The organism is Actinomycetota bacterium, from assembly GCA_041658625.1.
Classification (GTDB): domain Bacteria; phylum Actinomycetota; class JAHEXW01; order JAHEXW01; family JAHEXW01; genus JBAZZW01.
In genome coordinates this window covers 597,433-616,247 of record JBAZZW010000001.1, presented here as the reverse complement: position 1 = coordinate 616,247, position 18,815 = coordinate 597,433, and the positions used below count along the sequence as shown (strand labels likewise).

General features: G+C 52.1%; 24 protein-coding genes. 15 read left to right on the top strand and 9 right to left on the bottom strand.

All coding sequences use genetic code 11. From position 1 onward, the window contains the following. Positions 1 to 39: 39 nt before the first annotated feature. Both WC891_03195 and corA read right to left on the bottom strand, forming a co-directional pair. Complete coding sequence (locus WC891_03195; GenBank protein ID MFA5866953.1) at positions 40 to 309, bottom strand: hypothetical protein; 270 nt, start codon at positions 307 to 309, stop codon at positions 40 to 42. Positions 310 to 551: 242 nt separating this feature from the next. Further along, a complete protein-coding gene (gene corA, locus WC891_03190) occupies positions 552 to 1,505 on the bottom strand; it encodes a magnesium/cobalt transporter CorA (protein MFA5866952.1) in 954 nt (317 codons plus the stop codon). A 199-nt stretch (positions 1,506 to 1,704) separates the two neighbouring features. Between corA and WC891_03185 the strand changes: the two genes are divergently transcribed. The 4 genes from WC891_03185 (at position 1,705) to WC891_03170 (ending at position 4,973) form a co-directional block, all read left to right on the top strand. Further along, positions 1,705 to 2,820: an AAA family ATPase gene (locus WC891_03185; protein ID MFA5866951.1), complete on the top strand. Its 1,116-nt coding sequence runs from the start codon at positions 1,705 to 1,707 to the stop codon at positions 2,818 to 2,820. Positions 2,821 to 2,900: 80 nt separating this feature from the next. Further along, positions 2,901 to 3,032: a hypothetical protein gene (locus WC891_03180; GenBank protein MFA5866950.1), complete on the top strand. Its 132-nt coding sequence runs from the start codon at positions 2,901 to 2,903 to the stop codon at positions 3,030 to 3,032. Between the two features lie 86 nt (positions 3,033 to 3,118). Continuing rightward, on the top strand, positions 3,119 to 3,532 hold the full coding sequence (locus tag WC891_03175; GenBank protein MFA5866949.1) for an archease: 414 nt from the start codon (positions 3,119 to 3,121) through the stop codon (positions 3,530 to 3,532). After that, positions 3,525 to 4,973 (top strand): RtcB family protein, encoded by a 1,449-nt coding sequence (locus WC891_03170; GenBank protein MFA5866948.1) that lies wholly within the window; start codon positions 3,525 to 3,527, stop codon positions 4,971 to 4,973. The genes WC891_03175 and WC891_03170 overlap by 8 nt, the downstream gene beginning before the upstream one ends. A gap of 3 nt (positions 4,974 to 4,976) precedes the next feature. Here the strand turns inward: WC891_03170 and WC891_03165 are convergent, their stop codons facing one another. From WC891_03165 to WC891_03135, 7 genes are all read right to left on the bottom strand, one after another. After that, entirely contained in the window at positions 4,977 to 6,791 is a 1,815-nt protein-coding gene (locus WC891_03165) for a TRC40/GET3/ArsA family transport-energizing ATPase (protein MFA5866947.1), read from the bottom strand. Then, on the bottom strand, positions 6,788 to 7,099 hold the full coding sequence (arsD, locus tag WC891_03160) for an arsenite efflux transporter metallochaperone ArsD (protein ID MFA5866946.1): 312 nt from the start codon (positions 7,097 to 7,099) through the stop codon (positions 6,788 to 6,790). Before arsD ends, WC891_03165 begins: the two co-directional genes overlap by 4 nt. A gap of 38 nt (positions 7,100 to 7,137) precedes the next feature. After that, entirely contained in the window at positions 7,138 to 8,214 is a 1,077-nt protein-coding gene (gene arsB, locus WC891_03155) for an ACR3 family arsenite efflux transporter (GenBank protein ID MFA5866945.1), read from the bottom strand. Continuing rightward, the gene (locus tag WC891_03150; GenBank protein MFA5866944.1) at positions 8,207 to 8,599 is read right to left on the bottom strand and encodes a DUF2703 domain-containing protein; all 393 of its coding nucleotides are present in this window, start codon (positions 8,597 to 8,599) and stop codon (positions 8,207 to 8,209) included. Before WC891_03150 ends, arsB begins: the two co-directional genes overlap by 8 nt. Beyond that, positions 8,599 to 8,904 (bottom strand): metalloregulator ArsR/SmtB family transcription factor, encoded by a 306-nt coding sequence (locus WC891_03145; protein ID MFA5866943.1) that lies wholly within the window; start codon positions 8,902 to 8,904, stop codon positions 8,599 to 8,601. The genes WC891_03150 and WC891_03145 overlap by 1 nt, the downstream gene beginning before the upstream one ends. Positions 8,905 to 8,982: 78 nt before the next feature. Continuing rightward, positions 8,983 to 9,273, bottom strand: coding sequence for a hypothetical protein (locus WC891_03140; protein MFA5866942.1), 291 nt, complete (start codon positions 9,271 to 9,273; stop codon positions 8,983 to 8,985). Between the two features lie 5 nt (positions 9,274 to 9,278). Continuing rightward, the gene (locus tag WC891_03135; protein ID MFA5866941.1) at positions 9,279 to 10,046 is read right to left on the bottom strand and encodes a class I SAM-dependent methyltransferase; all 768 of its coding nucleotides are present in this window, start codon (positions 10,044 to 10,046) and stop codon (positions 9,279 to 9,281) included. A gap of 173 nt (positions 10,047 to 10,219) precedes the next feature. Here WC891_03135 and WC891_03130 point away from each other — a divergent pair, with 173 nt between their 5' ends. From WC891_03130 to WC891_03080, 11 genes are all read left to right on the top strand, one after another. After that, positions 10,220 to 10,393 carry a DUF4244 domain-containing protein gene (locus WC891_03130; protein MFA5866940.1) on the top strand — a complete coding sequence of 58 codons (174 nt, stop codon included), beginning with the start codon at positions 10,220 to 10,222 and terminating at the stop codon, positions 10,391 to 10,393. Next, positions 10,390 to 10,794, top strand: coding sequence for a TadE/TadG family type IV pilus assembly protein (locus tag WC891_03125; GenBank protein MFA5866939.1), 405 nt, complete (start codon positions 10,390 to 10,392; stop codon positions 10,792 to 10,794). Before WC891_03130 ends, WC891_03125 begins: the two co-directional genes overlap by 4 nt. Further along, a complete protein-coding gene (locus tag WC891_03120; GenBank protein MFA5866938.1) occupies positions 10,791 to 11,162 on the top strand; it encodes an Rv3654c family TadE-like protein in 372 nt (123 codons plus the stop codon). The genes WC891_03125 and WC891_03120 overlap by 4 nt, the downstream gene beginning before the upstream one ends. A gap of 52 nt (positions 11,163 to 11,214) precedes the next feature. Beyond that, positions 11,215 to 12,264 (top strand): peptidoglycan DD-metalloendopeptidase family protein, encoded by a 1,050-nt coding sequence (locus WC891_03115; GenBank protein MFA5866937.1) that lies wholly within the window; start codon positions 11,215 to 11,217, stop codon positions 12,262 to 12,264. A 227-nt stretch (positions 12,265 to 12,491) separates the two neighbouring features. After that, positions 12,492 to 13,529 (top strand): hypothetical protein, encoded by a 1,038-nt coding sequence (locus WC891_03110; GenBank protein MFA5866936.1) that lies wholly within the window; start codon positions 12,492 to 12,494, stop codon positions 13,527 to 13,529. A 4-nt stretch (positions 13,530 to 13,533) separates the two neighbouring features. Further along, on the top strand, positions 13,534 to 13,737 hold the full coding sequence (locus WC891_03105) for a transcriptional coactivator p15/PC4 family protein (protein MFA5866935.1): 204 nt from the start codon (positions 13,534 to 13,536) through the stop codon (positions 13,735 to 13,737). A gap of 108 nt (positions 13,738 to 13,845) precedes the next feature. Then, positions 13,846 to 15,177: an efflux RND transporter periplasmic adaptor subunit gene (locus WC891_03100; protein ID MFA5866934.1), complete on the top strand. Its 1,332-nt coding sequence runs from the start codon at positions 13,846 to 13,848 to the stop codon at positions 15,175 to 15,177. Between the two features lie 5 nt (positions 15,178 to 15,182). Next, positions 15,183 to 15,875 carry an ABC transporter ATP-binding protein gene (locus tag WC891_03095; GenBank protein MFA5866933.1) on the top strand — a complete coding sequence of 231 codons (693 nt, stop codon included), beginning with the start codon at positions 15,183 to 15,185 and terminating at the stop codon, positions 15,873 to 15,875. Next, the gene (locus WC891_03090) at positions 15,872 to 17,071 is read left to right on the top strand and encodes an ABC transporter permease (GenBank protein ID MFA5866932.1); all 1,200 of its coding nucleotides are present in this window, start codon (positions 15,872 to 15,874) and stop codon (positions 17,069 to 17,071) included. The genes WC891_03095 and WC891_03090 overlap by 4 nt, the downstream gene beginning before the upstream one ends. A 3-nt stretch (positions 17,072 to 17,074) precedes the next feature. Beyond that, entirely contained in the window at positions 17,075 to 17,713 is a 639-nt protein-coding gene (locus tag WC891_03085; GenBank protein ID MFA5866931.1) for a hemolysin III family protein, read from the top strand. 171 nt (positions 17,714 to 17,884) lie between these two features. Further along, positions 17,885 to 18,814: an ABC transporter ATP-binding protein gene (locus WC891_03080; GenBank protein MFA5866930.1), complete on the top strand. Its 930-nt coding sequence runs from the start codon at positions 17,885 to 17,887 to the stop codon at positions 18,812 to 18,814. Position 18,815: the final 1 nt, after the last annotated feature.

Below are 18,815 nucleotides of genomic sequence, written 5' to 3'. Positions count from 1 at the left end.
AATTTGCGCAAATGCGAATCCTACAGGTTGTTTAGCTTCTTATTTGTCAGCTCTGGGTTGTTGGGCTAAGGCTTTGCAGGCGCGGCGCCTGGTGTAGAAATGGACAGGCATCGCCACGAGCAGCATGAGGCCTAAGGTTAAGTGGAAGTCGCCCCAGTCCAGACCAAAGGGCGGAGCGGGGATCTGTTCCTCAAAGACGACTAGCAGGCTGGAAGCCGCGGTTATGACGGCCAGGTATTCCGCTAGCTTGCCATTTGACCAGCGATAACGGCGCTGGTATGGTTTTTGCGAAGATTCGCCAGGATTCACTGATTCTCCCCAGGCTTTTCCGCGAAGGTTATGCCAAAACCATACCACTACCTAAGACAGCTGGGCACATTCTCGAGGCTGGTATTAAAAGACATGGCAAAACAGGGTAATCACCTAGGTCAAATCACACCTAGCTCATTTCTTGGCTTTTCATATAACCTGGAGGCGGTTTATCACGGCAACCCAGCCAACAATGACAATGGCGGCCGTTGCCTAACTGCGCTTATTTCGTTTCGCTCGTCCTAAATCCAGTGACGTTTCCAGACCCATACGAGCATCGCCGCGCCTATGGCGACGATCGCTGTCATGATTATCCAGAAGCCGGCCGGCGTTTCTTTGCCCGGGAAGGCCACGTTCATGCCAAAAATACCGGATATCAAGGTTAAAGGCATCATGATGGTCGCGATGATGGTCAGTTGTTTCATGATGGCGTTAAGGTTGTTCGAGATGGTAGCTTGATAAATCTGCATCGCGCCGCTGGTGACGTCGCGAAGCGTGTCGATTAGATCAATGATCCGGACCAGGTGGTCATAGAGATCTTGGAAGTAGACCTCGTTATTTGATTGCAGAAAATTCAACTCTCTTCGAAGCAGCGAGTTAACCACCTCGCGCTCTGGCTCGATTACCCGACGCAAATCGATCATCTGCCTCTTTAAATCAAATAGATGTCTGACGTCATCGGCGCCCGGATGGGCGAACATTGCGTCTTCGATTTGGTCTATCCGGTCGCTCAGGCTGTCAATGATCAGGAAATAGTCGTCGACGGCAGCGTCCAAAATATTGTATAAAAGGATCCCGATGCCCCGACCCAGGATTTCAGGTTCTTCCGCAAGCACTTCCAGATTCCGGTCTATCGCCGGCACCCGGCCCTCCCGGATTGTAATAAGCAGGCTTTCTCCGAAAACACAGCTGAACCGTTTGTTTTGGCCGGACACGCCGTTCTCGGGCCCGTACCAGCATATATAGCTAAGCTCTGTTCCGGTTATTATCTCCGGGACGCCCGCCGCGTTTCTGATTTGTTTCATGGCTAGGGGTTGTATTTTGAATCGCTTGGTTAACGCTAAAAAGTCGTCCTCAACCGGTGACTCGATGTCCAGCCAGCAATAATTACCTTTCGCTGCCTGCACCACTGCGCGTTCCGGGGAAATTTCAGTGACGGTGTTTTTATCCGCGTTGAAGAGATATGCTTTCATCATTTCGAGAATCCCTTCCTTTCTGGATTTTTAATAATTACGAGGTCATTATACACAAGACAAGAGGGCCAGGGATTGAATTCTGTGTTTCTTGACTTTCTAGGTTCGCGACCCGACCCCGGCGGCCAACCTACGTAATCAAACTTGACAAAAAGTCGGACTATATGATAAGTATGGTTACATGATATCGCGACCTTTTTGGATGAGCCGAATAGAAAACGAGTGGCGTGAAGCTCCGATTGTTTGGCTGACGGGTGTGCGGCGTGTTGGTAAGACAACATTGGCTCAAAGTCTCGGCGATAAAGCGCAGTATGTAAATTGCGATTTACCGGTCGTGACGGATATGACGTCAGATCCGGAACTGTTTTATAAGAATGCTGAGCGCCCGGTAATTATCTTCGACGAAATCCACCAACTGCCGGATCCAAGCAAATTGCTGAAAATCGGCGCCGACGTTTTCCCGGATATAAAGATCCTGGCAACCGGGTCTTCGACACTCGCGGCGAGTTATCGGTTTAAAGATACGCTCACAGGACGCAAGCGAACGGTCCATCTTACTCCTGTACTATATGACGAAATCGACGCTTTCGATGCGACTTTGGCGAAACGCCTCTTTCACGGAGGTCTACCGCAGGCCTTGTTGGCTAAGAAAAAAGATCCGGGATTTTACAGGGAATGGATGGATTCATTCTTTGCTCGTGACGTTCAAAAACTCTTTTCATTTCGAGACGTTCAGAAGTTCAATTCGGTGCTTGAGTATCTTTTGAAGCAGAGCGGGGGCATGTTCGAGATAACGCGTACCGCGAGAGCATTAGGGATAAGCCGGCCGACCATTGAGAACCATCTGAGAGCTTTAGAGATAACCAATGCTGTCACACTGGTGCGACCATTTCATTCTGGTGGAAAACGAGAGCTTCTAAGAATGCCCAAGGTATATGGCTTCGACACGGGCTTCGTAAGTTTTGCGCGAGGTTGGGATCCTTTGCGGCCTGAAGATAACGGTAAGTTATGGGAACATGTCGTCTTAGAATACCTGCAGACCAACGCCCCCGATACAGTTGTTGGTTACTGGAGAGATAAAGACGAACACGGGGTAGATTTTGTGATGCCGAGGAAGCGAAATACTATCGATGCGGTCGAGTGTAAATGGGATCCTAAAGACTTTAGCGCGGCGGGAATCAAAGCCTTTCGCTCAAGGTATCCCCGCGGAAATAATTATGTCATAAGCCCCATATCTGGCAATGGATACGCGAAAAAGGTCTTTGGAATCGAAGTCTACATTTGTAGTCCTCCGGGATGGCGAAAGTCGATTGGGTAATCTACCCATCGGAAATTATAACCATTCCGTGTGCATAGTCATCGGCAAGATAGTCTTGTCATAAACGCAAAGGAGGAGCAATGGCTGAAAAAGAACCAGATAAGACTACAGATTCTCGGGGGGCCGGCGCCTTGTTCATCCCTGCCGGATTGTTTCTTGGTTTCGGCGTCGGCTTCTTGCTTCTCGCCGCGGTCATGGTCTTTATAAAGTAAGAGCCCTGCTTACCAGGCAACACTACATCGCTACGTAGCGATGTAGTGGCTTTGAACTGCCTCTTTCTAAGTGTTAAAATATTGGCATGAAGACGTACGAGGTCATCAACCATACGGCTGACACCGGGATAAAGGCTTATGGCGATACGCTGCCGGAGCTTTTTGAGAACGCCGCCCGCGGTATGCGCGACATCATGGTCGACCCCGGCACGGTCCGTCCCGTCCGGCAGTTGAACGTCGAAGTTGAAGGCGAGGACGTCGAGGAATTGCTGGTCGAGTGGTTGAACGATTTGATTTATCTGTTCGACACCCAACACTTAGTCCCTTCATCCTTTAAAGTGCTTGAGCTTGATAAACAACATCTCTTGGCCGAGGTGCACGGCGAGCATTATGACGAACAGGTCCACGAGATGCGCCACGAGATCAAGGCAGTCACCTATCACATGTTGTCCGTTAAGAAAGACGACGGCTGGTCCGCCACAGTAGTGTTTGATGTCTAACATTCAGCTGGAACAGTTATCCCCCACCAAGTGGCGGATTCCCAAATCCGCCAAACCCGGTATGCTGGTTGACGGCTTCGTCTACGCCGACGAGGAACTTCTTAACATCGCCGGCGAGGAACAGGCGCTTGAGCAAGTCGCCAACGTGGCTTTCTTGCCAGGGATCGTTAAAGGCTCCTTTGCCATGCCCGACATCCACTGGGGGTATGGATTTCCCATTGGCGGTGTCGCGGCGACGGATGCCGAGAAGGGCGTTGTCTCGCCAGGCGGCGTTGGCTATGACATCTCCTGCGGGGTCCGCATGCTTCGCACGAATATGCGTTTCGATGAGGTTAAAAACCTACTGGAACCCCTGATGTATGAACTCGGCCGGAATGTTCCGAAAGGCGTCGGCAGCCACGGCAAAATAAAAACCAACAAACAAGACATGGAGCGAATTCTGGCAACGGGCGTCAAATGGGCTGTAAAAAAAGGCTACGCGTGGCCCGATGATTTGGATCACATTGAAGAGAAAGGCAGCGTGCCGGGCGCCGACCCGACCAAGGTAAGCCAGCGGGCTTACGAGCGCGGCTTCGACCAGGAAGGCACGTTAGGCTCCGGCAACCACTTTTTGGAGCTCCAGGAGGTCGTCGAGATCTTCGACCAAGAAAAAGCGGCCGCGTTCGGTTTATTCCCAGGCCAACTTGTCATCATGATCCACTCAGGCTCCCGCGGCTTGGGCCACCAGGTCTGCACAGACTATTTGAAAGTCATGGAGCGGGCGTCGGCCGAATATTGCATCAACTTGCCCGACCGTCAGCTCGCCTGCGCGCCCATCAACTCTCAAGCCGGCCGCGATTATCTGGCCGCGATGACCGCGGCCATAAACTACGCTTTGGTCAACCGGCAGTGCCTTGCCTATCTGGCCAGGCAGTCGTTCGAGTTCGTCTTTAAGAAAAGCGCAGAGGCAATGGGTATGACGCTCCTTTACGATATCTCGCACAACACCGCCAAATTTGAAACGCATCGGGTCGACGGCGGGGAGCGACTGATCTGCGTCCATCGCAAAGGCGCGACCCGGGCCTTCGGGCCCGGCCATCCGGCTGTCCCCAAGGCCTACAGACACGCGGGACAACCCGTGATGATTCCGGGGGACATGGGCCGCCCGTCGTTCATTCTGGCTGGAGCGGAGACCGGCGAGGACGAAGCCTTCGCATCCACTTGCCACGGCGCCGGCCGCTTGATGAGCCGGGCTAAGGCGAAGAGGATCATGAGGGGCCAGGAAGTCCGTGATGAGCTGGCAAAACAAGGGATAATCGTAATCGCCGGCAACATCAAGACTTTGGCGGAAGAGGCAAGTTACGCTTATAAAGACGCCAGCCGTGTTGTGGAAGTATGTCACGAGGCAGGCCTCTCCAAGAAAGTTGCCAAGGTCCGACCGCACGGCGTCGTTAAGGGCTAGCAGCTAAACTGATAAGGGCAGGCACAAAGCCCCTAGAGCAATCAAGGCTTCTATACCCTTAACCTCATCTTGCATCAAAGGGATTTGCATTACGGGAAGGCTGAACCGTTCTTGAATATCCGTCAGATATTTCAATTGCATCCGCCTTCTACTTTTGAAAAAGCTGTTTGTGCTGACCTCCTTTGGCAGAACCATATTCGCGATCACCAGCTGTGTTTCAATGCCTGCTTCTTTTAGGTCAAGCATAGCTCGATAAGACTCCATAATAGGGGTGGACTCAGGGTAAAGGACAAGATTAAAAACTGTGCGGTTTGGGTCCCTTAGCATATCGATTATGCCTTCAAATCGATCTTCTGTTGCTTCCTTTTCATCCTGGCATTCATTCGCGTCGATCATCATCTCGACCTGTTTCGCGTAGTCAAAAGGAAGGTCGAGAAGTCTCAAGGTATGACCTGTTGGCGCGGTATCAAAGACGAGAACTTCGTAATCTTCGCTCTCTATGAATTGAGCAAACTTTTCAAACGCGGCCATCTCTTCCGTACACGGCGAATTCAGCTCTTCTTCCATCGCCGCCAGCATATCCTCCGAATATTTCCCCCGAGCGTCATCAAGTATTTTTTCCTTATACTGTTTTGTCGCCTCTACTTGATTGATCATGACGGCATCCAGGTTGTCGGTTATTTTCGTCCTTTCGCTCCCGACCTCTATATCAAGCACCTCGCCAACATGCGCCGCGGGGTCAGTCGTGACCAGGAGCGTCTTAAACTCCTTTTGCGAGACATACAATGCGGCAACGCATGACACAGTGGTTTTTCCGACTCCGCCTTTTCCGGTGAAAAACAGCGCTTTCGACTGCTTGTCGGGAAGCCAAAGGCTATCTATCTCGCCGGCGCTTGGTTTCGGGTAATCAATGTAATCGGGCGCCTCGCTTGCCTTTGCAAACGAGGGTTTTACACCGTGGTAAAGTTCCTCCGCAACGGCTCGAAGGGCGGCGACTCCCTTTACTTCGTTGTCCCTTAAGAGCATATATTGCTCAGGCATATCAATAGTCTCTTGCGCCCGCTTTATTACTCTTTGCTGCGCCTCGTACTTCTTCCTGAAAAACTCAAGCTCGCAAACGTCCTCGGGCAGAATGCCGTTTATTATGATGTCGCCTGTTGTGACCCCTATTGTTTCCAATTCCTTTGATGCCCTGATTGTCTCGTAAAGCGAGAGTTCTTCGGGGCGCATTACAAACACAAAGGTTGTCCTGTCGCTGTTTTTAAGTAAGGCAGTTGCCCGGTCATACTTTTCTTTGGATTCCTGAATAGCTTGAACGGGTCCGAGGCAAGTCTGCCCGCTACCCTTAGCGGACTCCTCGATATGCTTTGACCAATCGACAGGGAGCTCAAGAAGCCTAATGGTGTGTCCCGTCGGAGCGGTGTCGAATATCACCACGTCAGAGTCGTCGCTCTCCATAAAATCAACGAATCTGTCAAACGACGCTATCTCGGTCGTACAAGGTGAGTTGAACTGCTCCTCGAGCGAGGCTATCACGTCATCCGGCATAATTCCGCGGAAAGGGCCGATAATCCGTTCTTTATAGTCATTCGTCGCCTCATCGGGATCGATCTCCATGGCAAAGAGGCCCAGTATTCCTTTAATCGGTGTAATCTTGTGACCAATCTCTTGCTCGAACACGTCCGCGAGGTTCGACGCCGGATCGGTCGTCACGATTAATGTCTTTTTGCCTTGCATGGCATAGTGAATAGCGGCGGCTGACGCCATCGTGGTTTTGCCAACGCCGCCCTTACCGGAAAATAATAAATATTTTGTCATTCTAAGGGCTCTATGCCTAAGGCCGTGCAGAAATCCTCGTATGACGGATACTCGCCGGTCTCAAAGATATTTCCGTTAACGAAAATAACCGGTAATACGTCGTTCCCTTTTTCCTGCAGAAGGTCCGCGACTTGTTTGTTGTCGAGGAATTCTTTCGGCTGTTGCGCCAGGTTAAACCGCGTTATCTCAACACCTTGTTCTTTTAACGCCAGCATGGTGTCGTAGACTTTTACTAATATAGGATCAACGCCAGGTCCGCACAGCCCTGACGAACAGCACATTGCCGGGTCGTAGATCTCAACTCTCATATCATCTCTCCCTTGTTTTGTCGGCCGCAATGGTCAGCTCAAGCCTGCGCAGCGTCAATCTCTTCAATCTCACAAATATCTGCCGGGAAGTATCGCCTCCTGAAGAATAAAGATACGTTGACCAATCCGATTAAGACCGGTACTTCCACCAAAGGGCCGATGACCGCGGCAAAAGCTTGCCCCGAACTGATGCCGAAGACAGCAACAGCGACAGCTATGGCCAGCTCGAAGTTGTTGCTGGCCGCGGTAAATGACAATGTTGCCGATTGTTCATAATTCGCGCCGACCTTCTTGCTCATATAGAAAGAGATAAGGAACATCGTGACGAAATATATAAGCAGGGGTACGGCGATTCGTATGACATCCAGCGGCAGTTTGACGATGTATTCACCCTTTAACGCGAACATTACAACGATGGTAAAAAGTAAAAAGACCAGCGTCAACGGGCTTATTTTCGGCGCGAAAACGTTGTCGTACCAGTCTTTGCCTTTTGCCTTAACCAAAGCGAATCGCGTCATCATCCCGGCGAAAAACGGTATGCCAAGATAGATCAATACGCTTTGGGCTATCTGCCAGACGGTGATGTTTACTGCCATGCCCTTCAAACCGACCAGCGGAGGCAGGACCGTAATAAAGACATAGGCATATATTGAAAAGAAAAGAACCTGGAAGATTGAATTAAAAGCGACCAGTCCGGCCGCGTATTCTCTGTCTCCGCAAGCCAAATCGTTCCAGACGATAACCATGGCGATGCAACGGGCCAAGCCGATCATAATCAACCCGACCATATATGCGGGGTAACCTCGCAAAAATACAATGGCCAGAATAAACATCAGAATCGGCCCGACAATCCAGTTTTGAACGAGCGAGAGTGTCAAAACTTTCTTGTTCCGGAAGACCTCGCCCAATTCCTCGTATTTCACCTTCGCCAGCGGAGGATACATCATCAAAATAAGACCGATGGCAATTGGGATATTGGTCGTTCCGACCTGGAATGAATTGATGAGCGACGGAACGCCCTTGAAGAAGTAGCCAGCGGCCACGCCGATAGCCATGGCCGAGAATATCCAAACTGTTAGAAACCGGTCGAGAAAAGACAATTGTTTATTAGCCATTTGACTCTTTCTCTAGCGCTTGCTTGACTGCCTGCCGGATAAGTGACTCGGGAATCTCCTCGTAGGAGACGCCGCCGTACTCCACGGTGCGGCAATATACGTCTGATCCCGTCAAACAAGAACACGAATCGCAACAGGTCTCAGACGTTCCCGCGTCCGGCAACAACTTCTCCAGCGGAATTCCATTTATAAGGATCATGTTTGACTCGTTCAGCTTTTCTTCAGAAAGCAAGACTTCTTTCAAGCTGACGTTAATGCCGAGCGGCCTTAACTCCGTCGCCAGCTCATCTACGACATCAAGCAAAGTCTTTCCGGTCGCCGAGCAGCGGACGCATGTTTTTCCTTCCAGATCCAAATGCCGCCATTCCATGACAAGGTTCTTCATCAGTCGGTTCCTTCGCATTTTGCCATGTCGTCAATCAATTTCGCAATGATCTTGAATCTGGCGGCGTTCAAGGAATAGATGATTTTTCGGCCGTCTCTTCGGGTTTTTACCAAGCGGGCATCTCTCAAGGCTTTCAGGTGATGAGAGGCAAGATTCTGCGGCAGACACAACGGTTCGTGTATTTCACAAACGCACCGTTCTCCATTTTGGAGCATGCGGAGAATTTGCAGCCGATGCGGATCGCCGGCGGCTTTTAGGAAGTCAGCTAATTCGGTGTCTTCCTGTGACGCGGCAACAGTTTTCATATCGACTTCTGTTGTATCAACATATGTTGATATATTAGCTTGTTAAACGGTCTTCGTCAATTTAAATTCAGTGATTATCTATTTCTTCTTGCCGTTCTCTTCTTTGAGGAATTCGTCGAGTTTGGCGTTGAAGAAAACGAGCGCGTCTTTGACTTCGCGCTTGACGCTGTCGCTCATCTCGCCGCTTTTCACACTTGTTTTCAAAGTTTCATACGCGTCGGCGACGTCTTTATTTATTTGTTTGGCCTTTTCACTTTTCCCTGCTTTGTCAACAGCTTTAAGGAGCCGCTGACCCAACGCTTTCAGCTGTTCGCCGATTTCCTTAAGGTCAGGGGCTTCGTCGTTGGCTTTCGGTTTCTTTACGACCATGTAAATCAACCTCCGTTTTTAATCCGCGTGCGGATAAAATACTCTTTGCCATGCGGCCAGCGCTTCTGGAAGAACCGGTGTCTGACTTCCATGGACGCGATCCACGACATCATTTTCTTTGGCATGAACGGCGTCCAGGTACCGTAAGCATACGACTCTTCTATCATCCCATAAAGACGTAACTTCTTTTTGTACCACCAATGCGTGCGGTATTGATATTCAAGCTCCGGGCGACCTTTAATAAGAGCCCTTAAGAAACGGCCGAAGGTCACGATTATACCAGTTCCCGACCACAGGTCTTTGATGTGAAGGACAAGCAAACCGTCCGGCTTGGTGACTCTGGCCAGCTCAGCGATAGCCTGGTCCACTTCTTCAGGATTCAGATAGGCAAGGACCGCGATACACATGGTCTTGTCAAAAGTGTTGTCCGCGTAGGGAAGGGAAGTTACGTCGGCTGTTGCCGTTGTCGCGTTGGTTGCGCCCGCCTGCTTCAAACGCGCGCCGCAGCGCTCGGCCATGACGGGGGAGAAGTCGATCGCCGTAACCTGATTGACAAACCCCGCGATCAGCATGGTTTGATCGCCTACTCCGCAGCCCGCGTCCAGAACCTTGTCGCCAGGTTCGGGATTAAGCATCTCGACAAGTTTCCGGTCGTGATACTCCTGGACGGCGTCGGGTATAATCTTGTCCCCTCGCACCGCCTGGTAGGAATCGTCGACCTTGGCTTGTTCGTCCCAGAAGTTTTGCCATTTCAGGTGTTCATGTTCAGACATACCCACAATTATAACAGTTAAAGATTCCGACGAATCTTTTCATTTATTTTCAAATATTGCCAAATATATATTGACATATTGGAAATCTTTTGATATTTTGGGAAAACCAAAGAGATATATAGCTGGGGGCGCTCCCTGACCGGTAAAGGGGGCGCCCCGGGAGGGTGGCAAACATGGATAGGTTCAAGAAGCTTGTAAAGAGTGAAATCGGACAGAGCACTACGGAATACGCCTTAGTTTTGTTGGCCGTCGTGGCCTTAGCGGGCGTGTTGAGCACGGTCGGCGTTAAGGGCATGACGGAATTCCTTAGCGGCGTATTCGCCAAACTCGCGGCGGGCGTCAAGTGACACGGCGCGGCTATGCGGCTGAACGCGGCTCGATGACGGTAGAATTCGCTTTGACAATGCCGTTATTCTGTCTGGTTCTGCTGGCTGTTCTACAGGCTGGCATAGTCGCGAGGGCAAACGTCCTGGTCACCCAGGCCGCCAGGGAGGGCGCGCGCCAGGCGACGACTTCGGACAACTATGGTGAGATTGAAAGGGCGGCACGCCGTGCCGCGGGCGGTATCGATAGCGACTCGTTGTCAATTAGCTATACGGCGTCGGATGGTTGGCGGGCAGGCAATCCCGTAACGGTAACGGCATCGTACGAAGTTCCTTGTCTCTTTCCCGGTTTGACTTCTGTCTATCCGCAAGGCTTTCGTTTATCGGAAGCGACGACCATGCGCCTGGAAAAGGACCGGACATGAGGGAGTCCGGCAGCGCCAGCGTTTTAGCCGTAGCCGCGATGACGATACTTTTGATCATGGTCCCTGCTGTTATCGATATGGGCGCCGTTGTCATGGCCAGGGCAAAAGCCCATAACGCGGCCGACGCGGCTGCGCTGGCGGCGGCCCAGGAACTTGTCAGCGGCGGCAATCCCTCGGCTGCGGCCGCGAAATACGCGGGCCTTAACGGAGCGGATGTTGCTGGCTTGGTTTTAGAACAAGAATCGGTCACGATTACCGCTTCCGTTGATTGCCGGTTAACCTTTGTCGACAAGTTCGGGATAAAAATAGGTCCGGTTCGCGGACAGGGCAAAGCGGAGTTGAAAAATGTCGCCGGCCTTGATTACTAAACTTAATCAGGCCGGCGCTGTTTGGCTTGTCATGTCCTTTATTATTTTCGGAATGGCAGCTGCCGGTAGCGCTTCAGCGGCCGGCTTGGATTATCTAAAACCGGTCACCGGCGCGGTTGTCGTGCGTTTCGCCGCCCGGTATCGAGACAACGCGGCCGGAAAAACCAGGACGCATCATGGCATAGACATCGCAGCCGCGGCCGGATTACGCGTCAAAGCGGCCGCGGACGGTAAAGTCACCTTCGCTGGTAAAACGCCGATCGGCTTGTGTGTCGCCATTCTGCACAAGAACGGAATAAAAACGACATATTTGCCGCTGGAATCCGTCAAAGTGTCGAGAGGCGAGGCCGTGGTTCAAGGTCAAACCATTGGAACGACCGCGGCCGAAGGCGACATGTCGTATTCAGCTTCTCACCTGCATTTAGGCGCGATCTTTGCCGGTGAGTATATCGACCCTGAGTCGCTGCTGGCAGGCGACTATAAAGCGGATCTTACCAAGTTGATAAGGCGCGGCAACATTCCTCCCGTCGGCGATGTTTCGGGATTTGCGGCGGCCGGCAAGTCATCGACTTGGCCTTTTATCTCAGTGATCGTCGGGTTTTTAAACGGCGGCGCCGATCTGTTTTCCAGGTTTTGGGGTTTTTTGGGCAAGACGGGTTCGTTTTTAAAGAACCAGGCTGACTTCCTGCTCCAAACGGGCTTGCGGTTTGGCAAAAAAGGAATAGGCGGCTTCGGCGGCGGGATGACGGCATGGCGGCTGCCGTCATTTCTCCGCGCGTTTACCTCGGGTTTTCGTCGTCCGCTTACCATCGGGACGGGACAGATAGTCGTTTTTGATCCGAGCGGCGACCGCACCGACCCCGATAATTGTCTCTATATATCACTGGCGGACAGCCGGACCGCGCTAATGATCGACATCTACAACGATAACGCGGTTTTAGTAAGACGGCTTGAGGGATGGAGCCAGCCTGCCGGCGGAGTTTACTGGTCCGGCGACGACAATAGCGGACGGATCGTTAAACCCGGTCTCTATAGCATCATGATAAGGTCCGTCGATGGTGACACTCGCACCATCCTTGCGGAGGTCCGATGGCACCTCTAATAAATAAGAAATCAAAAATAAGAAACATGAAACCTGCCTTTGCGAGGAAGATTTTTTCTGACGAAGCAATCTCATCGTGCCGTATCTTCATCTGCTTGCTTCTTGTAATCCCTGTACTCCTAATACGCCCTCCTCAAGCCCAAGCTTGGGGTTCCATAACCCACGTCGCCATTTGTCGTCATGTCAGTTCCTCTGCCGAGTTTCAAGCGGGCGGCCATTCGCCGGACATGATTGCGCTAAACAGCGTTACGACAGGGAGCGACGCTTATGATTACGCGCACAATCTAAACGGTCCGGTGGGCGCGTTCGGTCAGCTGATGGCTTCCCGAGAAGGCGGGGATTTTGGCCGCGGCTGGCTGGCGCATCAATTGGCCGACAGCGTGGTTCACGGATCGGGAGGTTACTCGGTAACAAAGACGGTCTTCAGCGGCTTACCGGATAGGTATCGCGCCGATCTGGGCCACGGCGCGACCGAATTGATCGTCGACGCGATTGTTCTCGGTGAAGAATTCGGCGGACAGACGGATTTCTATAATCCTGATAAGAGCAGGCTGATTCATGAAACCTCGGTTGACTGTTTCAATTCGGCCGGCGGCCGAATTCCGCGGCGCGCCATAATAAGTTGCCGGCTCGCGGAAACCCTGACCGCGAAATGGGAAGGTTGGTTGATAACAAACCTATATCTAGCGGAATTGATGCGGGATGAACCTTGGTTCGACGGGGTCAAAAACGAATATCTAGACTATCGTCCCCTTTTTGATAGATCTGTCGCGCTGGCTGGCGGCGAACTTGCGAGCGGCGCGTTGTCTTCCAGCCGACAACTCGCGAATATCCTCGATCGGTTTTCCTCATTGTTTTTACCTGCGGCTACCGCCCTGGCTGCGGACGACAACTCAGGCGACCGCGGCTCATATTTCAGTTTCATCATGAAACTTTCCGAGCGTGCGCGATTGATCGGCCGGGGCAAGATAACCAAGGAATCCGTGCGGCTGGCTGTTTCGGAAATGGGGAAGGCGAACGAGCTGAATGACCAAGAGAGAGTATGGGCCAAAGCCGCGCAAGAAATGGCCGTCAACCACAACCGTGATTTTCAGACGATTGAACGGAACGTGGTGGCCTACGGGAAGGAATCGGCGTCAAAAAAAGGCGCATCAGGCGGCCAAACCGGCGCCGCATTCCTTCCTTATTTACCGCCGGCCATCCTGCTTGCCTTGATATTGTCAGGCGGGGTATGGCTGTCCAAAAAAATCATACATGGGAGGTGAGTTAATGGATAATGCTTTAGAAATAGGACGCGTCAAACGTGACGACCAAGTCGATATTGTCATTCGGCGCGGGGAATTCATGGGTAAGAGTTTCGTCGATATTCGCGAGTATCTGAAGGCTGATTCCTTCGAGGGTTTTACGAAAAGAGGGATAAGGATTCCCGCGGATCTTTACGCTGAACTAGTCGGCCAGCTTAATAAAGGCTAGCTCGTATGTTAAAATAAAATATTGGCTGGATAGTAAGGTTTTTGCCAGAGGGGGTCATGAATCTCTCTGGCAAAACTGCATTTTTCTTGAACTAAGAAAGGTGAAAGCATGGCTAAGGGAAAAAGCAAGGAAGAACCTAAAGATGGCGAGCTCGAGCAGCAGAAAGAAGAGATAAACGAGCCGCTAGCGGATGACCTGATACCGGAAGCGCTGCCGCCCGACGAGCTGCCGCCAGACGAGCCAGTCGAGCCGGGAATCGAAGCGGTCGAGGCATCGCTGGAACAGGCTACGCAAGATGATCTATTAAAAGACGAGTTCAATATCGTTGAACCCGATGAGGGCGCCACTCCGCCGGAAGAAATTGCCCACGACGAATTTGCCGATATCGGCCCCGTTGTCATCAAACCGAAACGAAGAATACCCTGGAAGAGAATTTTCGGGATACTCATCCCTTTGATCCTTCTGGCCGGGCTTATCGGCGGCGGTATCGGATATTATATCTATCTGAAGAACAAGCCGATCGCAGTGTCGACGACTATGTCGTTGCGGGGCGAGATTAAGGATGTCGTCAGCGCCACCGGGAAGGTCGAAGCGAATAAAATGACTCCGGTTACGCCGGTCAAGAACGACACCGTCATCGAGGTTCTGGTAGCCGAAGGCGACGAGGTCACAGCCGGACAAAACCTGGTCAAGTTGACGACCAACGGTTTTGTCACGGCGCCCATTGCCGGCCGGGTCGTGAATGTCACCGTAAAAGTCAATGACGAGGTAAGGGGGACGACGCCGCCAGTCATAACTCCGACGCCAACAACGCCAACAACGCCGACGGCGCCAACGACCACAACCCCGACCGATCAGACGCAAACCCCGGCAACAACGACTCCGTCGACAACGATCACTCAAGCACAAGCGCAAACCCAAGTAGCGACCGTATTGATGACGATTGCCGATATGAACCCAACGTATGTTATCGCCAGCGTGGATGAGACCGATATCTCTAAGATCAAGGTCGCGCAGAAAGCGGAAATGGTCCTGGACGCTTATCCTACCAAGAAACTGAAAGGCGATATCAAGGAAATCGGCGTCGTGGCCACAACTACCGCGACCGGAGGCACCGCTTTCCCCGTAAAAATCCAGGTTACTCAGGCCAAGAACGTCGATCTTCGTTTAGGCATGAGCGCTGATGTCGAGGTCATAGTCGAAACCAAGGAGGACGCGCTACGCGTGCCGGTTACGGCGGTAACGACCGATAATGGCAAAGACATCGTTTACGTCGTTAAGAACAACGTCGCGGAGAAGACGACCGTCAAGCTCGGTTTGTTGTCCGGGGAATACTATGAGGTCCTCGGCGGGTTAACCGAAGGCGATGAGGTCGTTGTTAAAGGATTGGACCTGCTGAAAGGCAGAACAAAAGCCGACGTCAAGGCCAAGCGCACCTAGCCTAAATGCTTGTCGTAGACAACCTGATAAAAACCTACCGGCTTGAAGGAATCGACGTCGAAGCGCTCCGCGGAGTTTCTTTCCGGGTAGGCGACGGCGACTTCGTGGCAGTAATGGGCCAGTCGGGCAGCGGCAAATCCACCCTTATGAATCTAATCGGCTGCCTTGACCGGCCGACAGCCGGAGCGATTATTCTGGATGGGCAATTCACCTCTGATCTAAACGATAACCAGCTAGCCAAGGTTCGAAACGAAAAAATCGGTTTCGTTTTTCAGAATTTCAATCTTCTGTCTCGCGCTTCGGCGCTTAAGAATGTCGAATTGCCGTTAGTGTACGCCGGAGTCTCGCCGCATGAGCGTCGAGAACGGGCCGAGGCCTCTTTGGTCTCCGTTGGCTTGGAAGACCGTCTGCACCACCGGCCCAATCAGCTTTCCGGCGGACAACAGCAACGCGTGGCCATAGCGAGAGCTCTGTCAGTAAATCCGTCTCTTATCCTGGCCGACGAGCCTACGGGAGCCCTGGACAGTAAAAGCGGCGACGAGATCATGGGCATTCTGGCCGGGTTTAATAAACAGGGCAAGACGATTATTCTGGTCACACACGAGCCATATATCGCGGACTACACAGATCGTGTTATCCGGCTCCTGGACGGTCAAATCGTTGAAGACTCGTTAACGAAGAACGGGCAGCGCGAATGAGTATCCTGGAAAGTTTCCGGCTGGCTTTCGACGCCTTGGTGGCCAACAAAATGCGGGCTCTGTTGACAATGCTCGGAGTTATTATCGGGGTCATGGCCGTTATCTTGCTGATAAGCATGGGTCAGGGCGTTAAGGAGGACATAACGGGCCAAGTCTCCGGCCTGGGCTCAAACCTTCTATTCGTTATGCCGGGACGCTTTGATTTTACAGCCAGTGATTCCGGCGGCGGCAACGGTATACCGACCTACAAACTGCGGCCGGCGGACGTCGAAATTGTCAAGAAACGAGCCACCCTTGCGGCCGGCGTTATCGGGATTGTCGAGGCGCCGACGAAAGTAACATACAAGAACCGTAACCGGCGGACAATTGGCGTTTGCACCAACGAAACTTATCCGATCGTCATGGAAAGGCCCTTGGCGGAAGGACGCTTCTTTACCAAGTCCCAACTGGAAGCAGGGCGGCGCGTCGCTGTTCTTGGCAAGACCACGGCCAACGCGCTATTCGGCAGCACCAGCCCGATTGGAAAGCAGATAAAAGTCGGCGACCAGAAATTCGTAGTAATCGGGGTTATGTCTACCAAAGGTATGATGATGGGCCAGGACTTTGACGACGGTGTTTGGGTGCCGATAACACTGGCCAATACATTGGTCGGCCATGAAAGAATAAGCGAGATCGTTGTGAAAGCCAGTGACCCGGACAGGGTCGACGAAACCAAGAAAGAAATAGAGAACATATTGCTAAAGAAATTCACTAAGGACGATTTTACGGTATTCACCCAGGGGGAAACGCTGTCGCTTCTAAAGAACATCCTCAATGTCATGACACTAATGCTGGCGGGCCTCGCCAGTATCTCGTTGCTGGTCGGCGGGATAGGGATCATGAACATCATGCTGGTATCCGTCACCGAACGAACACGCGAGATCGGGATCAGGAAAGCAGTCGGCGCCAGAACGACCGATATCATGATTCAATTCATCATCGAAGCGGTCATGCTCAGCGCTTTGGGCGGACTGGTAGGAATCGCGCTGGGCATCGGCATCGCTTTAATATTGAACAACTGGTTGCCGGCCCAGATTACCGCCTGGTCAGTCTCTCTGGCGTTCTTTTTCTCGGCCGGCGTCGGCATCTTCTTCGGCGTTTATCCGGCTTGGAAAGCCGCCCGTCTTGACCCGATAGAAGCTTTACGATACGAATAGACCATGGCTCATAAACGAGCATACTCAGTCGGCGAGGAAGTCGCGCATGCCATAACCCATGGCGCCGGCGCGATATTCTTCCTCGGCGGTCTGATCTACCTGATTATTAAAGCCGTTTCCTCAGGCGACCCTTGGCGAGTGGCTACCAGTATCGTATACGGTTCGTCGCTCGTACTCCTCTACACGATTTCTACGCTCTATCATAGTTTCACCTGGCCTCGCGTCAAAGCTGTTTTTCAAACCTTAGATCATGCCGCAATCTACGTCCTCATAGCCGGTTCCTATACGCCCTTTGCTCTGGTTACTTTGCGCGGTTCAGGCGGCGAATGGATGTGTGCCTTGTTGTGGACGATCGCCATTGCGGGTATCCTCTCCGAGGTCTTGTGGGCAAACCGCCCCAGATGGTTGAGCGTTATTATCTACTTGGGCATGGGATGGATATCAGTTGTCATGATCAAGCCGATGCTGGCCCTGGCTGCCCCGCAGGCAATCTGGCTCCTGATCGCCGGCGGACTCTCGTACACGATCGGAACGCTTGCTTATATGTCCAAGCGAGTACCCTATCTTCACGCAGTCTGGCACGGCTTTGTTTTTATGGGAAGCCTGCTTCATTTCCTGGCAATAGCGATATATGTAATCTGACAGTGAATAGTGAAAAGTGATTAGTGAACAGTTGAAGTGAATAGTGAAAATGATTTGTGGATAGCTAAAGACAGCTAGTGATTTAGGCTTTGTTTCGGTAAACTCTCCATATATCCTTTTATTCTTCGAGCGAGTAAAGCGAGTCGAGAAGTCCCGGAGGCAATCATGTCCATTGTCGAAGTCAAGAACCTCGTAAAAGTTTTCGATACCAATAGAGCCGTTGACGGCGTCAGTTTCTCGGTCGAAGCCGGAGAGGTCTTCGGCCTCCTCGGACCGAACGGCGCCGGCAAATCAACCCTGATCGGCATGATTTCAACCCTGCTTACGCCCACTTCGGGCGACGTTATGATAGACGGCCATAGTGCCATCAAAGAACCGATGGTCGTCAAGAAGGTCATCGGCGTCGTCCCGCAGGAAATCGCCCTCTACCCTACGCTTACCGCCCGCGAAAACCTAGGATTCTGGGGCTCTATGTATGGCTTGTCGCCTTCGGAAATCAAGAAAAGGGAAGCGGCTGTCCTGGATATAGTGGGCTTGACCGACAGGGCGAACGAGAAGATAGAGACCTATTCCGGCGGGATGAAAAGACGGATAAACATCGCCGCGGGTTTGCTGCATAGCCCCAAGGTTCTCTTTATGGACGAACCGACCGTCGGCATCGATCCGCAAAGCCGCAACCACATCCTGGAAATGGTGAAGAAGCTTAACGCGGATGGATTAACGATTATCTACACCAGCCACTACATGGAAGAGGTCGAGTTTCTCTGTGACCGGATCGCCATTGTCGACCATGGAAAAGTCATCGCCGAAGGCACGCAAGAGGAACTGCGTTTGCTTGTCGGCAATAAGGATACGATCCGGGTATCGGCGCCTGAAGTCTCACAGTCAGTCGCCGATAAGGTTAAGAAACTCAGCGACATTGACAGCGTGGTCGTGAAGAAAGAGGAAGTCGACATCGTAAGCGCGCATGGCCGGAAGGTTTTAGCGGACGTGATATCCGTGCTGAACGACGACAACGTCAAAATCGCGTCCGTCGAAGTACAAGAGCCGGACCTAGAAAGCGTGTTCCTTCATCTGACCGGCCGCAGCCTGCGAGACTAAG

Excerpts from the sequence above, each read along its gene's own strand:
- corA (MFA5866952.1), bottom strand. The coding sequence starts at position 1,505 with ATGATGAAAGCATATCTCTTCAACGCGGATAAAAACACCGTCACTGAA.
- WC891_03185 (MFA5866951.1), top strand. The coding sequence starts at position 1,705 with ATGAGCCGAATAGAAAACGAGTGGCGTGAAGCTCCGATTGTTTGGCTG.
- WC891_03180 (MFA5866950.1), top strand. The coding sequence starts at position 2,901 with ATGGCTGAAAAAGAACCAGATAAGACTACAGATTCTCGGGGGGCCGGC.
- WC891_03175 (MFA5866949.1), top strand. The coding sequence starts at position 3,119 with ATGAAGACGTACGAGGTCATCAACCATACGGCTGACACCGGGATAAAG.
- WC891_03170 (MFA5866948.1), top strand. The coding sequence starts at position 3,525 with ATGTCTAACATTCAGCTGGAACAGTTATCCCCCACCAAGTGGCGGATT.
- WC891_03165 (MFA5866947.1), bottom strand. The coding sequence starts at position 6,791 with ATGACAAAATATTTATTATTTTCCGGTAAGGGCGGCGTTGGCAAAACC.
- arsD (MFA5866946.1), bottom strand. The coding sequence starts at position 7,099 with ATGAGAGTTGAGATCTACGACCCGGCAATGTGCTGTTCGTCAGGGCTG.
- arsB (MFA5866945.1), bottom strand. The coding sequence starts at position 8,214 with ATGGCTAATAAACAATTGTCTTTTCTCGACCGGTTTCTAACAGTTTGG.
- WC891_03150 (MFA5866944.1), bottom strand. The coding sequence starts at position 8,599 with ATGAAGAACCTTGTCATGGAATGGCGGCATTTGGATCTGGAAGGAAAA.
- WC891_03145 (MFA5866943.1), bottom strand. The coding sequence starts at position 8,904 with ATGAAAACTGTTGCCGCGTCACAGGAAGACACCGAATTAGCTGACTTC.
- WC891_03140 (MFA5866942.1), bottom strand. The coding sequence starts at position 9,273 with ATGGTCGTAAAGAAACCGAAAGCCAACGACGAAGCCCCTGACCTTAAG.
- WC891_03135 (MFA5866941.1), bottom strand. The coding sequence starts at position 10,046 with ATGTCTGAACATGAACACCTGAAATGGCAAAACTTCTGGGACGAACAA.
- WC891_03130 (MFA5866940.1), top strand. The coding sequence starts at position 10,220 with ATGGATAGGTTCAAGAAGCTTGTAAAGAGTGAAATCGGACAGAGCACT.
- WC891_03120 (MFA5866938.1), top strand. The coding sequence starts at position 10,791 with ATGAGGGAGTCCGGCAGCGCCAGCGTTTTAGCCGTAGCCGCGATGACG.
- WC891_03115 (MFA5866937.1), top strand. The coding sequence starts at position 11,215 with ATGGCAGCTGCCGGTAGCGCTTCAGCGGCCGGCTTGGATTATCTAAAA.
- WC891_03110 (MFA5866936.1), top strand. The coding sequence starts at position 12,492 with ATGATTGCGCTAAACAGCGTTACGACAGGGAGCGACGCTTATGATTAC.
- WC891_03105 (MFA5866935.1), top strand. The coding sequence starts at position 13,534 with ATGGATAATGCTTTAGAAATAGGACGCGTCAAACGTGACGACCAAGTC.
- WC891_03100 (MFA5866934.1), top strand. The coding sequence starts at position 13,846 with ATGGCTAAGGGAAAAAGCAAGGAAGAACCTAAAGATGGCGAGCTCGAG.
- WC891_03095 (MFA5866933.1), top strand. The coding sequence starts at position 15,183 with ATGCTTGTCGTAGACAACCTGATAAAAACCTACCGGCTTGAAGGAATC.
- WC891_03090 (MFA5866932.1), top strand. The coding sequence starts at position 15,872 with ATGAGTATCCTGGAAAGTTTCCGGCTGGCTTTCGACGCCTTGGTGGCC.
- WC891_03085 (MFA5866931.1), top strand. The coding sequence starts at position 17,075 with ATGGCTCATAAACGAGCATACTCAGTCGGCGAGGAAGTCGCGCATGCC.